This window comes from Citrobacter sp. W9, from assembly GCF_026719375.1.
In the GTDB taxonomy this organism is placed as follows: domain Bacteria; phylum Pseudomonadota; class Gammaproteobacteria; order Enterobacterales; family Enterobacteriaceae; genus Citrobacter; species Citrobacter werkmanii.
In genome coordinates, this window is record NZ_JAPPTE010000016.1 from 89,026 (window position 1) to 101,694 (window position 12,669).

The window sequence follows — 12,669 nt, forward strand, 5'->3', positions numbered from 1 at the left end:
GTGATGGCTGTAGAACACTTTACCTGGCGTATTCAGGCTGCGAGCCAACCCACTCTCAGCAGCAAGGATACTGTCAGAACAGCTCAGTTCGGTGATGGATACAAGCAGATTAGTGGTTCTGGCCTGAACGATGAGGTTCTAAATTATGCCTTTTCTTTTACTGGTGATCCGGTAATAGCCAGAGAGATTTATTCATTTTTACGAAGGCATAAAACCAAGTCTTTCACATTCACTCCACCTGGTGGTGATTTAGCCCTCTGGCGTGTTGAGGCAGACAGTCTGCAGCGAGTCACCCTGAATAAAAAAGTGGAAACCGTAACTGCAACGTTTGAACAGGCATTTGCACCATGAGCTTAAACAGTGATTATCAGAAACTTGAGCCGGGCAATGCTGTCCGGCTTTTTGATGTCGATGGCACCGCATTTGGTGTTTCCGACGTTCTCCGCTTCCACGCCCATAATATTGCCCACACTGCTGATGAGATCGCCACTGCTGGTGGAGATGAAAATAAGCTACAGGCGAAATCGATCTGGTGGCAGGGACAGGAATATAAAGCCTGGCCTTGTCAGATTGAAGGTATCGAGGCTTCAACTGATGGTAGTTCGGCCCAGCCGAAACTGTCAGTTGCTAATCTCGACAGCTCAATTACTGCTTTGTGTCTTGCTTATGACGATCTGCTGCAGGCGAAGGTCACTATCCATGACACGCTGGCCAAATACCTTGATGCGCGGAATTTTACGGACGGGAACGCCACGGCAGACCCTACGCAGGAAAAAGTGAAGGTATTTTACATCGATGCCAAAAGCGGTGAGACAAACGAGTCCGTTGAATTCTCGCTTTCAAGCCCGATGGACCTGCAGGGGCTGATGATCCCGACGCGCCAGCTACATTCGCTTTGTACCTGGTGTATCCGTAACAAATACCGCTCCGGTGATGGATGCGACTATGCCGGAACGCGCTATTTCGACAAGCACAACAACCCGGTGAGCGATCCGTCGCTGGATGAATGCAACGGAACGCTGACGGCCTGCAAACTTAGGTTCGGAGAAGATAACGAGCTATCTCATGGGGGCTTCGTGGGTACATCGTTGATCAGGAGCTGATATGCGTCAGAAAATTATCGATGCCATTATGGCGCATGCTGCTGCTGAATATCCGCGCGAATGCTGCGGCGTAGTGGTGCAAAAAAGCAGGGTGCAGCGGTACATTCCCTGCCGTAATCTGGCAACCGATCCGACAGAGCATTTCCACCTGTCGCCGGAAGATTACACCGCTGCTGAAGACTGGGGAACAGTGATTGCCATTGTCCACAGCCACCCGGATGCCACGACGCAGGCGAGCGAACTGGATAAAGCACAGTGTGACGCTACGTTACTTCCCTGGCATATCGTCAACTGGCCGGAAGGGGATTTACGCACCATTCAGCCGCGCGGCGAGTTACCACTGCTGGAACGTCCGTTCGTGCTCGGCCATTTCGATTGCTGGGGGCTGGTGATGAGCTATTTCCGGCAAACGCATGGTATCGAACTCCACGATTACCGTGTTGATTATCCATGGTGGGAAAACGACTATCCGGACAACTTCTATCAGGATTGCTGGTATGAATGCGGTTTCCGTGAATTCGAGGGGCCACCGAAACCCGGCGATATGGTGATCATGCAGGTCCAGGCCAACAAGTGGAACCATGCAGGGATACTGCTGGAGGGTAACATGCTGCTCCACCATCTGTATGGGCATCTGAGCCAGCGAGTGCCGTATGGGGGATACTGGCAAGAACGGACAATGAAGGTACTACGCTATAAATCTCTGTGCTAACCTTTTGCAAAACCAAAGGGGATAGGGATATGAAAAAGTTATCGTTAGCGCTGGTTATTTTAGGCTTAATTGGGTGCGCAAGTATGGAAGATTTGCGAGCGACTAAACCAATCATCGCCGCTTCAAGTGATAAGGCGTCTTCTGTATTAGCGCAGTGCATTTTACAAAAATGGCAGCAACAAACTGTCTTTAATGTTTATATGCAACCGCGAGGTACTGGCTTTACTGTTTATCTTGATGGTCAATGGGAGATTGCTGATATCGATGCTGTTGGTAGTGGGTCAAAAGTTTTATTGTATAAAAAAAGCTCAATGTTTGATGCTCCATACAAAAAGTATGCAGATTGGGTAAATGATTGCCTTTAAAGAATTGAATATGACCAAGCCGCTTCTTAGCGGCTTTTTTTATAGTAGGAGATAAAATGGCTGAGGTAATGACGCAAATTGAATTGGGTGGTGTATTAGGTAAGGTATTTGGGAAAACACATCAGCGTATAATTTCAACCCCTCAAGAAGCAGGTAAAGCTTTAGCTGCAACTATTCAAGGCTTTGAGCAATACATGATAAGCAGCAAAAGTCGCGGGTTAACGTATGCGATATTTAAAGGGAAAAAAAATTTAGGGGTGGATGACTTGGGTTATCCAGTCTCGGGGGAAATAATTAGAATTGTCCCCGTTATTATTGGCAGCAAAAAGGCTGGATTATTGCAAACCATTCTTGGTGTTGTGATTGTGACGGCTGCTGTTATTGCTGGGCCAGCAGGTATGGCTGCTTTATCAGGAGCTCAAGCATTTAGCGTGGGAGCTATTGGTGCTTCAATGGCCTTAGGTGGTGTTATACAGATGCTTTCGCCACAGCCAGCAGGACTTTCTAGCAAACAAAGCGCAGACAACCGGGCTTCGTATGCATTCGGTGGAGTAACTAACACTACTGCTCAGGGTAATCCAGTTCCGCTTCTATACGGACGCAGGCGTATTGGCGGTGCGATCATCTCTGCTGGTATATACGTCGAAGACCAGCAATAACCAAAGTAATCTTCCTTTCAGGCTACCATATGGTGGCTTTTTTTATGGGCGCAATATGGCTACAGCAACCCCGATTAAAGGCCGCAAGGGCGGCAGTTCCAGTTCAAGAACCCCTACCGAACAGCCTGATGATCTGCAATCTGTAGCGAAGGCAAAAATCCTCGTTGCGCTGGGAGAGGGCGAATTTGCAGGGCAGCTGACGGCGAAAGATATCTATCTGGACGGAACGGCTCTGGAAAATGCCGACGGCTCCCAAAATTTCAGCGGAGTGACGTGGGAGTTTCGCGCAGGAACGCAGGCGCAAAAATATATTCAGGGTATTCCCGGTACCGAAAACGAAATCAACGTTGGAACTGAGGTATCAAGCGCAACAGCCTGGACGCGTACCTTCACCAACACCCAACTATCAGCCGTTCGCCTGCGACTGAAATGGCCTTCACTGTTTAAGCAGGAGGACAACGGCGATCTGGTAGGGTATTCCATCAATTATGCAATAGACCTGCAAACTGATGGTGGGACTTGGCAAACCGTTCTTAATACCAGCGTAACCGGCAAAACGACGTCTGGTTATGAGCGCAGCCACCGTATTGATTTACCGCAGGCTGGCAGCACCTGGACAATCCGACTGTGTAAGATTACCGCTGACGCAAACAGCGCCAAGATCGGCGACACGATGACGCTGCAAAGCTTCACGGAGGTGATTGATGCCAAGCTGCGCTATCCGAACACCGCGCTGCTGTACATCGAATTCGACTCAAGTCAGTTCAATGGTTCGATTCCACAGATATCCTGTGAACCACGTGGCCGGGTGATCCGAGTGCCTGATAACTATGACCCCGATACGCGGACTTATAGTGGTACATGGCAGGGCGCGTTTAAGTGGGCCTGGACCGATAACCCGGCGTGGATATTTTACGATCTGGTTATTACCGATCGCTTTGGTCTGGGTAATCGCCTGAGTGCAGCCAACATCGATAAATGGACGTTGTACCAGGTATCGCAATATTGCGATCAGCCGGTACCGGATGGAAAGGGTGGAAGCGGGACAGAGCCACGCTATACCTGTAACGTCTATGTTCAGGACAGGAATGACGCTTACACTGTGCTGCGTGACTTTGCGGCTATATTCCGGGGTATGACGTACTGGGGCGGCGATCAGATTGTTGCGCTTGCCGATATGCCGAGAGATGTGGATTACGCTTACACCCGCGCTAACGTTATCGACGGACGCTTTACCTATTCCAGCAGCACGACAAAAACGCGGTATACCACAGCGCTGGTTTCCTGGTCTGATCCGGGGAACGCCTATGCGGATGCGATGGAGCCGGTGTTTGAGCAGCCTCTGGTGGCCCGGTACGGATTTAATCAGCTGGAAATGACAGCCATCGGCTGCACCCGGCAATCAGAAGCGAACCGAAAGGGGCGCTGGGGTATTCTCACCAACAATAAGGATCGCGTTGTTTCGTTTAATGTTGGCCTGGACGGAAACATTCCGCAGCCGGGATACATCATCGCTGTATCAGACGAGCTTCTGTCCGGCAAAGTTATGGGGGGGCGCATCAGCGCCGTTAATGGTCGCGTTATCAAACTTGACCGCGTTGCTGATGCAGCTGCAGGCGATCGACTGATTCTCAACCTTCCTTCAGGAGCGTCACAGAGCAGGACCATTCAGGCAGTTAACGGGGAATTTGTCACAGTCACCACGGCATACAGTGAGACACCACAGGCCAAAGCTGTATGGGTGGTTGAGTCAGACGAGCTCTACGCCCAGCAGTATCGTGTTGTCAGTGTCTCCGATAACAATGATGGTACCTTCTCGATTACTGGCGCATGGCACGACCCGGATAAATATGCCCGTATCGATACCGGAGCCATCATTGACCAGCGGCCGGTGAGTGTGATCCCGCCGGGTAACCAGTCGCCGCCGGCTAACATTGTGATCAGCTCGTTTTCAGTGGTGCAGCAGAATATCAGCGTCGAAACCATGCGTGTGAGCTGGGACCAGGCGCAGAATGCTATCGCCTACGAGGCACAGTGGCGCCGCAATGATGGTAACTGGGTAAACGTGCCGCGCAGCTCCACCACCTCATTTGATGTATCGGGTATTTATGCAGGGCGCTACCTCGTGCGTGTGCGTGCCATTAATGCCGCTGAAATTTCCTCTGGCTGGGGCTACTCCGAAGAGAAAACGCTGACGGGCAAGGTGGGAAATCCACCGAAACCTGTCGGCTTTGCGACAACGCCGATCAACTGGGGGATTCGCCTGAACTGGGGATTCCCGGCTAACACCGGGGATACACTGAAAACGGAAATTCAGTACACCGCGAACAGTGATTTCTCTAATCCTCTTTTGCTGTCGGATGTGCCTTATCCGTCAGCCGAATACACCCAACTGGGACTGAAGGCGGGACAGGAGTTCTGGTACCGCGCGCAGCTGGTTGACAGAACGGGTAATGAATCAGGCTGGACCGACTGGGTTCGTGGTGTATCCAACGCGAATGCTGACGACTACCTGGGCGATATTGCCGATGATTTTCTGACTTCTGCAGACGGTGACCGCCTAACAGGCGACATTGATACCAACCTGGAAGCCGCGTTGCAGAATGCGCTGGCCAACCATGGAACGGTGGAACACCAGTGGGCGCAGTACGGCGAAGTGCGCGCGGATATTCTGGTGGTTAAAACGACCATTGCAGATGTTGATAAAGCGATGGCTGAAATGTCCACTCAGGTCCAGGCGCAGATTAAAGATGTAACCGCCTCGCTTGAGGATAAGCTCACAGCCACCGTTGACGCTACAAGTGCTACGGCCATTCATACCCTGAAAGCCGGCGTGCGCATCAACGGTATTTTTTACAGTGCCGGTATATCAATTGCGGTGCTGGCGGAGGCGGGCAAGCCAGTAGTCACTCGTGTCGGATTTAACGCCAATCAGTTCGTCCTGATGAGTGGCAGCGGTGATACGCAATATTCACCTTTTGCTGTTGTTAATGGTCAGGTGTTTATCAGCGATGCGTTTATTCAGGATGGCAGCATTACCAATGCCAAAATTGGTAATTTTATCCAGTCGAATAACTTCGTTGCAGGCTCAACTGGCTGGCGTATTGATAAAAATGGAAACGCTGAATTGCATGGGAAACTCTATGCCGACAGCGGGAACTTCTCTTTTAACGGGATAAATAACAAAGTCGTAATCGATGGTTATGGACTTCTCGTTAATCTGACAAATGGTGGGAGTGTTCAGATTGGAACATGGAGGGGGTAATAATGCCGGAAGGGATATTTATTAATTACAACGATGGACGTCCGGTAATGGCAATTACTGCGGGGCTGCGAGCCCCCAGTTTTTGTACATCATTCTCGGGCTGGTCATCTCAGTCAATGCAGTACCCGGTCAATACGCCACTTGTTCCCGGCTCACTGGCTATCGTGGTGCCCACCAATCCCATTTACATCTATTCCTTCGCTGAATTTGATGTGGCCATTATGACTGGGGTCACCCGAAACGGGGACGCCGGGGTCATCATTGGTGCTGAGACAATCGGTGGTAAAGCCCTTACTCCGGATTGGTCGGGCTACGTCATGGAGCTGCTGCCCGCGGCGACTTATAACGAAGGGCTGTTTATTTCAAACTCGACAGACTTTACCGCCATCTCCAATCAGGCCGCGCTGATGACCTGCGCTTATTCCGGGCGCATTACGGTTAACGGCAGCGCGCCGCTTCCGGTGAGCGGTATTCCTTTCGGCAAATGGGATAACCCGAATGTGTCTGTGGGGTTTGATGGCAGCAACATCATCGTTCGCGATATTTCCTACTCCGGGCGGGACGACGTGGCCGGAACGGCGACGATTGACCTGGTGATATTCAATCAGACAGCACCTGTCGGCGGCGACGGTATCACGATGACCAACGCTGCAGGCCAGGTCACGTTCTCCACGCTGAAACGCCCCTTTGTGTATGACCGACAAATCCAGATCACCGATGCCTTTCAGGATATAGGCGGCGGGTTATGCCAGATAGTCTATACCGGCGTTCAGGTACGAATGATTGGTGGATGGGGAAATATCAGAACCAAAGGCGTGGTCATGTCAGGTGATAGTGTCAGGTCAGCCTACAACAAAGTGTTTGCGGACCGCTATTCCGGTTCATGGGATATGACCCGAAACAGAAATATCGCCATGCCCATTCTTATTCTTCCGAACATGTACTGAGGAAAAACTATGTCAGCAGGAACTTTAACCCTGACGAATAACTCTGCTGCTATCACTGGCAGCGGGACTGCGTTTACTACCGAGGTGGCAGCCGGTGACTTTATTGTCGTTGCGGTCGGCGGTATTCCTTACACCCTCCCGGTTAAAATAGTCAACAGCAATACATCACTGACACTGGTGAGTAATTTCACCGGACCAACGCAGTCAGGCGCGGCATGGTCAGCCGTTCCGCGTGTAGCCCTTAATATGGTTACCGCCGCGCTGGTGGCTCAGAGCGCTGAAGCCCTGCGTGGACTGAATTACGATAAACAGAACTGGCAAATGATATTCAGTAGTAGTGGGGATGTGACAGTAAAACTTCCCGATGGCAGTTCTTTTACCGGGCCTGCTTGGGGAGGTATTACCACGACACTGAGTAATATTTCTCAGGCTCTGCAAGGGAAAGCCGGGAGCGGAGAAAACTCCGATATAACCAGCATAACGGGACTAACCACGCCGCTTAGCCTGAAGCAGGGGGGCAGTGGCTCAAATAATGCTGCCGGTGCTCGAGTAAATATACAGGCAGCGAGTATCTGGAACTCTTTTTCGTCCAATATTCTTGAGAAGAATATCAGTGGGGCACAGTATGCCCCTCGTTGTGGTTATTGGCAGGCTGCTGCTAATACCTGGACGCCTGCTCCGTATGGGGGGCTGTTAAGCTTAAATAACTCAGGTAACGAGTTAAATGATTTCGCTCTCGGACAGGTAAATCGCTGGGTATTTATCGCAGATACCAATGAGATTTATCTGCGAACGACATCCAGTACTGAAAATGGAATAGTAGATAGTCCCTGGATTAAACAGTGGGGACGGGCAAACACAACAATTGATGCAAACGGGGCTCTGAAACCGGCATCACCGATAGTTAAAATATTTGGCAACGGGTCTGCAGAACTGAATGATGAATCGGAAGGCGTTACTGTAAAACGCGAGTCAACCGGGGTGTACCTGATCTCTGGTGTTGTTGGGCTTAACGCCGATCCGCTTTGGGGCGGGATTGATGGTGGTGTAGTGATACCGACAGATATCAATAACCAGCCGCTGGTCTGGGCTGATTTTAGTGTGAAACCTGACGGTGCTATCCTGCTGAAAACGTATCACCGCACCCACCCCGGCGCGCCGGAATTCGCGCGAAACCTGATTGGCATTAAGAATAATGACGGTTCATTTACTGAAACAGTGAAGGATGGTGAGCCCGTCGATATTCCTGCAGGTCGGTGGGTTGATGTGCGCGTTCAGATGCCGGAGGACAGTCTCTGGAATCAGAAGCAACTGGAAATAAGGAAGTCCATGGAAAAAGCTGAGCAGGAGCACCAGCAAAAGCAGCAGGATATACAGTCGTAAAAGTTACAGCTGCCGCAACCTTGCCGTATGCAAGAGCATGATTGCGGCCGACTGGCGAACGTTCGATAGTGCGAGTATTGAATGATTGCCAATCGCAGTGGAGTTTTTCTGTTGATTAACGAACAAACCAAACACCGTGTTTAGATACTGCAGGAATATCTAATCCTTGGTTGGCTTTGTCGCCGGGAAGAGACCTCGTATTACACCAAGGAATGCTGCAAAAACGTTTAGCGTAACTGCGGAAGTTATAGCTATAAGTACATTGTCTGAAAATATTTCCACTTGAAATCGGAATTTTAATGCAGCATAAATTGCCAGAAGCCAGCACCATCCATATAAGGTCTTTCTGACAACTTTATATGCTTTGTCTCCAAATTTCTCGCGCAGTGCACGATCTGCAATGCGGTCCTCCACTTCCTGAAGGACTAACGCCGGATGCTTTTCGGGAGAGGCTTGTTCATCAGTGACAGATGTTGAATCCGGGATCGCGTCAGCCGATCCCGGGAGGCTAATATCTTCGAGTGAAGAACGCTGCGCCATTAAATAAACTACTCAATACACTCTTTGAGAAGGTTATTGCCAATAACTGAACTATAACCTTCTGTTCTTGACCAAGCCGTACCTGGTTGATGAGTCAGGTAAGATAATTGAGTTCCACGAAGTGGACCATAAACACTAACAATCTTATCAATCAATTGACGAGTTTTGGTGTCTTGCCTTGGTACGTTTGGTGTAGCAATCATGACGCCTTGCGGAGTGTGCATTAGATTACTTATCAGACTATTGATTTGCGAAGAACCATAGCTTTTAACCTCATGGTACAGGGATGGTATTACCGGACCATACTGCCATTTGGAGAAAAAATCGTCTATCAAAGGTTCGTCGTAAATCTTCAGGTGCCATGACTGAGCATAAAACATCAATTTTTGAAGTTTCATAGGCGTCAGATCGGATAATTCATTGGCTAACGCTTTTTCAATGAAGGCATTAGCCACAGCTAATGTTGGATACGCCATAACATGCCCCCTTTGGTTGGTAGTTTTTCAGATGCTGCAACAAGTTTACCGTATAGGTAACCTTTAGTACATATTAATGAGTTTATACACATCAGTCACTTGTAATCAGATGGCATTTTTTACTAAAGATTAGTTTCTGATAGTAGATTATAAAAAATTAGACACATTTTAATGATAAAAGTTCCATGTAGTTGTGTTTTTCATTTTGCAACACTAAATGTAGTTGTTCACAGGTGTTTTGGGCTGCGGTTTATGGTTAGTTTTCAACCAGCCACATATCAGCCTCTTCAAACATTTCCTGAACAGTACGGCTTATCTGTTCCTTTTCATGCTTGCTGGCGTCAGTCTTAATTTCAGGCAGGGACATCATCGGCTTAACCCGAACATCAGCATCAGGGAAAATCCGGTGAACCCTCTTACTCAATTCGCCCAGAATGATATCTTTTGCACCGGGCAGACCATCAAAATTCCTTTTGTCATAAACGAGTTCCACGAACATTGCTCATTGCTCCTTTACTGGGTAGATATACAGTATTTATACTGTGTTTTTATCCAGTATTCAAGAGAGGGCGTAAACATGGGATTCCCTTCACCTGCGGCTGATTATGTTGAAAAAAGGATTTCCCTCGATCAGCAGCTAATCAGCCAGCCAGCAGCGACTTATTTCATGCGGGCATCGCGTTCACATTTCAGGGAAGGAATACTCCAGGGGGCGTTGCTTGTTGTGGATGCGTCACTTACTGCCTGCGATGGTTCACTGCTGATATGCGGAATCGACGGGGAATTCAGGATCAAGCGATACCGAACTCACCCTCAGCCTCACCTGATAAATCTAGAGAACGGGAGAAGGGAAGCGATGCCAGTAGATGATGACGCTTACAGTTCTGCACCTGCTATATTCGGGGTGATCACGTACATCATTAATGATGCCAGGAATGGAGAGTTCGACGATTGCCCAGTTATGTAAGGAAAAAAAGCCCGTTTATACGGGCTTTCGCTTAGTCATTTTTTCTGGACTTTTGCAATTGTTCAAGCCTTACATGAAGTGATTTAGGGAATAGCTCTGTGTAAACTTGCCACAGTACATTCAGTGATCTGTGGCCAGTAACTTGGGCCACTTCCTCTATACTGAATCCAGCTTCAAAAAGTCTGCTGGCGCCTTCCCTTCTAAGGTCATGATATCTTAGATCCTCAATTCCAAGAGCACTTCTTACCCTTTGGAATCCTGCCGTTACGGAACTGCTTATATAAGGGAATATTAGCTCTGACTTACGCGGCTGGCGCTGGACAATATCCCAGGCTTCTCCGAGTAAAGCGACATTCATGTGGTTCCCTTCTTTTTTACGTGGATCCTTCCTGTCTCTCACCAGCACTGATTTTTGTTTTTCATCGATATCATCCCATCGCAGACGGCAAACTTCGCCAATGCGCATGCACGATAAAACAGAAAACATCAGAATATCGACGAATGGGATTTTTGATCCCCGCCTTTGAGAACGTTGTTTCAGGCCTTCGATCAGCATGTTTAGTTCTTCAGATGCTGGTCGACGACTGCGTCGATTTGATTTTCCAATTAACCCCAATTTGAGGAGGTGAGGGCGCGCCTCTTTTGCCGGATTGCTAGTATAGTTAATGCCATACACTGGCTTTGCACAATCAAGCACGCTCCCAAGATAGCTGACGTCATGGCTTACGGTCGCTGGCCCGGCTCCTGCATTATTTCGCAATCGACAGTGCTCTATTACGTCATTTGCGGTTAATGACAGCAGGGGGATAGCTGCAATGTCGCAGTCAACGAGCATATTAAGAACATAGCTTTTTGTTCGCCCTGCTTTGCCACCAGCGTTTGGATCATTGATGTATTTTTGCAACAAATCACGGACTGTTATTCCGGTTGCATCATCAGATGATGGGAGACCATAAAGATCCAGTTCCATAACCCTCTGGGATCCCCATGTTTTAGCATGCGCCTGTTTTGGGAAGGTTTTACTTTCTCTGAATGTGATAACGCCTTTTTCCTTAATAAGCACGGTACAGCGGTAGCGTGGAGTGCCATCAGATTTTAGTCGTTTCTCTATGTTATAGTATGCCATTACTCTGTCTCGTCATTTCAGGTTCCCATACGTATGGGGGCCTGAGTGGGAACCTGATAAGAGAAAAATATACTTAAATGTCAAAAAATGCACGGTAATCTTAAAATGATAAAAACCAGCCAAACCAGCGCAATGCCTGAAAATACTGACAATCACTGGAATGGTCGGTTTAGTGTTGCTCCTATGCTCGACTGGACGGACAGACATTGCCGCTACTTTTTGCGCTTACTGTCCCGCCAGACGCTGCTGTATACGGAGATGGTGACTACCGGCGCGATCATTCATGGTAAAGGCGATTATCTGGCGTATAGCGAAGAAGAACATCCGGTCGCGTTGCAACTGGGCGGGAGCGATCCGGCTGCGCTGGCGCAGTGTGCGAAGCTCGCTGAACAGCGGGGCTATGACGAAATTAACCTCAACGTGGGTTGTCCTTCCGACCGCGTACAGAATGGCATGTTTGGCGCCTGTCTGATGGGGAATGCGCAACTGGTCGCCGATTGCGTCAAGGCGATGCGCGATGTGGTGTCGATTCCGGTGACGGTGAAGACCCGAATCGGCATTGATGATCAAGATAGCTACGAATTCCTGTGCGATTTCATCAACACGGTATCTGGCAACGGCGAATGCGAGATGTTCATCATTCACGCCCGCAAGGCCTGGCTGTCCGGGTTAAGCCCGAAGGAAAACCGCGAGATCCCACCGCTGGATTATGACCGTGTTTATCAGTTAAAGCGTGATTTCCCGCATCTGACGATGTCGATCAACGGCGGTATTAAATCGCTGGAAGAAGCGAAAAAGCATCTGCAACATATGGATGGCGTGATGGTGGGGCGTGAAGCCTATCAAAATCCCGGAATTCTGGCGTCGGTCGACCGCGAAATTTTTGCTGCCGCTACTCATGATGCCGATCCGGTCGCCGTGGTGCGTGCCATGTACCCATATATTGAGCGTGAACTGAGTCAGGGCACTTATCTGGGGCATGTGACGCGCCATATGCTGGGACTGTTTCAGGGAATCCCCGGCGCACGTCAGTGGCGTCGTTACCTGAGTGAGAACGCGCATAAAGCCGGAGCCGATATTAACGTCCTGGAACATGCTTTGAAGCTGGTGGCTGATAAGCGTTAGT

Annotated in this window: 14 protein-coding genes; 10 read left to right on the forward strand and 4 right to left on the reverse strand. The window is 49.3% G+C overall.

What is annotated here, in order from left to right; all coding sequences use genetic code 11:
- Nucleotides 1-3 precede the first annotated feature (3 nt).
- Genes OOJ59_RS20280 through OOJ59_RS20315 form a run of 8 tightly spaced genes read left to right on the forward strand, consistent with a single transcriptional unit; the run spans nt 4 to nt 8,434 of the window.
- Nucleotides 4-351, forward strand: a complete 348-nt coding sequence (locus OOJ59_RS20280; RefSeq protein WP_268063473.1) for a phage tail protein — start codon at nt 4-6, stop codon at nt 349-351.
- Nucleotides 348-1,103 carry a phage minor tail protein L gene (locus OOJ59_RS20285; protein ID WP_044700338.1) on the forward strand — a complete coding sequence of 252 codons (756 nt, stop codon included), beginning with the start codon at nt 348-350 and terminating at the stop codon, nt 1,101-1,103. The genes OOJ59_RS20280 and OOJ59_RS20285 overlap by 4 nt, the downstream gene beginning before the upstream one ends.
- A 1-nt stretch (nt 1,104) precedes the next feature.
- A complete protein-coding gene (locus OOJ59_RS20290; RefSeq protein ID WP_142972625.1) occupies nt 1,105-1,815 on the forward strand; it encodes a C40 family peptidase in 711 nt (236 codons plus the stop codon).
- 29 nt (nt 1,816-1,844) lie between these two features.
- Nucleotides 1,845-2,180 carry a hypothetical protein gene (locus tag OOJ59_RS20295; protein ID WP_086539093.1) on the forward strand — a complete coding sequence of 112 codons (336 nt, stop codon included), beginning with the start codon at nt 1,845-1,847 and terminating at the stop codon, nt 2,178-2,180.
- A 56-nt stretch (nt 2,181-2,236) separates the two neighbouring features.
- On the forward strand, nt 2,237-2,839 hold the full coding sequence (locus OOJ59_RS20300) for a tail assembly protein (RefSeq protein ID WP_044700334.1): 603 nt from the start codon (nt 2,237-2,239) through the stop codon (nt 2,837-2,839).
- Nucleotides 2,840-2,894: 55 nt separating this feature from the next.
- Entirely contained in the window at nt 2,895-6,104 is a 3,210-nt protein-coding gene (locus OOJ59_RS20305; RefSeq protein WP_268063474.1) for a host specificity protein J, read from the forward strand.
- Nucleotides 6,105-6,106: 2 nt separating this feature from the next.
- Nucleotides 6,107-7,051, forward strand: a complete 945-nt coding sequence (locus OOJ59_RS20310) for a DUF6453 family protein (RefSeq protein WP_268063475.1) — start codon at nt 6,107-6,109, stop codon at nt 7,049-7,051.
- A gap of 9 nt (nt 7,052-7,060) precedes the next feature.
- Complete coding sequence (locus OOJ59_RS20315; RefSeq protein WP_268063476.1) at nt 7,061-8,434, forward strand: phage tail fiber protein; 1,374 nt, start codon at nt 7,061-7,063, stop codon at nt 8,432-8,434.
- A 159-nt stretch (nt 8,435-8,593) separates the two neighbouring features.
- Here the strand turns inward: OOJ59_RS20315 and OOJ59_RS20320 are convergent, their stop codons facing one another.
- The 3 genes from OOJ59_RS20320 to OOJ59_RS20330 form a co-directional block, all read right to left on the reverse strand.
- Nucleotides 8,594-8,974, reverse strand: a complete 381-nt coding sequence (locus OOJ59_RS20320) for a hypothetical protein (protein ID WP_097455877.1) — start codon at nt 8,972-8,974, stop codon at nt 8,594-8,596.
- 8 nt (nt 8,975-8,982) lie between these two features.
- The gene (locus OOJ59_RS20325; RefSeq protein WP_061892489.1) at nt 8,983-9,450 is read right to left on the reverse strand and encodes a Panacea domain-containing protein; all 468 of its coding nucleotides are present in this window, start codon (nt 9,448-9,450) and stop codon (nt 8,983-8,985) included.
- 256 nt (nt 9,451-9,706) lie between these two features.
- Nucleotides 9,707-9,949 carry a DinI-like family protein gene (locus OOJ59_RS20330; RefSeq protein ID WP_187258585.1) on the reverse strand — a complete coding sequence of 81 codons (243 nt, stop codon included), beginning with the start codon at nt 9,947-9,949 and terminating at the stop codon, nt 9,707-9,709.
- Nucleotides 9,950-10,027: 78 nt separating this feature from the next.
- On the opposite strand from OOJ59_RS20330, the gene OOJ59_RS20335 reads away from it, so the two are divergent.
- Nucleotides 10,028-10,417: a HumD family translesion DNA polymerase gene (locus OOJ59_RS20335; protein WP_268063477.1), complete on the forward strand. Its 390-nt coding sequence runs from the start codon at nt 10,028-10,030 to the stop codon at nt 10,415-10,417.
- A gap of 31 nt (nt 10,418-10,448) precedes the next feature.
- Here the strand turns inward: OOJ59_RS20335 and OOJ59_RS20340 are convergent, their stop codons facing one another.
- Nucleotides 10,449-11,543 carry a tyrosine-type recombinase/integrase gene (locus OOJ59_RS20340; RefSeq protein ID WP_047722298.1) on the reverse strand — a complete coding sequence of 365 codons (1,095 nt, stop codon included), beginning with the start codon at nt 11,541-11,543 and terminating at the stop codon, nt 10,449-10,451.
- A gap of 87 nt (nt 11,544-11,630) precedes the next feature.
- Here OOJ59_RS20340 and dusA point away from each other — a divergent pair, with 87 nt between their 5' ends.
- On the forward strand, nt 11,631-12,668 hold the full coding sequence (gene dusA / locus OOJ59_RS20345) for a tRNA dihydrouridine(20/20a) synthase DusA (protein ID WP_085049634.1): 1,038 nt from the start codon (nt 11,631-11,633) through the stop codon (nt 12,666-12,668).
- Nucleotide 12,669: the final 1 nt, after the last annotated feature.

Coding starts and splice junctions, on each gene's coding strand:
- OOJ59_RS20280 (WP_268063473.1), top strand. CDS start 4: ATGGCTGTAGAACACTTTACCTGGCGTATTCAGGCTGCGAGCCAACCC.
- OOJ59_RS20285 (WP_044700338.1), top strand. CDS start 348: ATGAGCTTAAACAGTGATTATCAGAAACTTGAGCCGGGCAATGCTGTC.
- OOJ59_RS20290 (WP_142972625.1), top strand. CDS start 1,105: ATGCGTCAGAAAATTATCGATGCCATTATGGCGCATGCTGCTGCTGAA.
- OOJ59_RS20295 (WP_086539093.1), top strand. CDS start 1,845: ATGAAAAAGTTATCGTTAGCGCTGGTTATTTTAGGCTTAATTGGGTGC.
- OOJ59_RS20300 (WP_044700334.1), top strand. CDS start 2,237: ATGGCTGAGGTAATGACGCAAATTGAATTGGGTGGTGTATTAGGTAAG.
- OOJ59_RS20305 (WP_268063474.1), top strand. CDS start 2,895: ATGGCTACAGCAACCCCGATTAAAGGCCGCAAGGGCGGCAGTTCCAGT.
- OOJ59_RS20310 (WP_268063475.1), top strand. CDS start 6,107: ATGCCGGAAGGGATATTTATTAATTACAACGATGGACGTCCGGTAATG.
- OOJ59_RS20315 (WP_268063476.1), top strand. CDS start 7,061: ATGTCAGCAGGAACTTTAACCCTGACGAATAACTCTGCTGCTATCACT.
- OOJ59_RS20320 (WP_097455877.1), bottom strand. CDS start 8,974: ATGGCGCAGCGTTCTTCACTCGAAGATATTAGCCTCCCGGGATCGGCT.
- OOJ59_RS20325 (WP_061892489.1), bottom strand. CDS start 9,450: ATGGCGTATCCAACATTAGCTGTGGCTAATGCCTTCATTGAAAAAGCG.
- OOJ59_RS20330 (WP_187258585.1), bottom strand. CDS start 9,949: ATGTTCGTGGAACTCGTTTATGACAAAAGGAATTTTGATGGTCTGCCC.
- OOJ59_RS20335 (WP_268063477.1), top strand. CDS start 10,028: ATGGGATTCCCTTCACCTGCGGCTGATTATGTTGAAAAAAGGATTTCC.
- OOJ59_RS20340 (WP_047722298.1), bottom strand. CDS start 11,543: ATGGCATACTATAACATAGAGAAACGACTAAAATCTGATGGCACTCCA.
- dusA (WP_085049634.1), top strand. CDS start 11,631: ATGCACGGTAATCTTAAAATGATAAAAACCAGCCAAACCAGCGCAATG.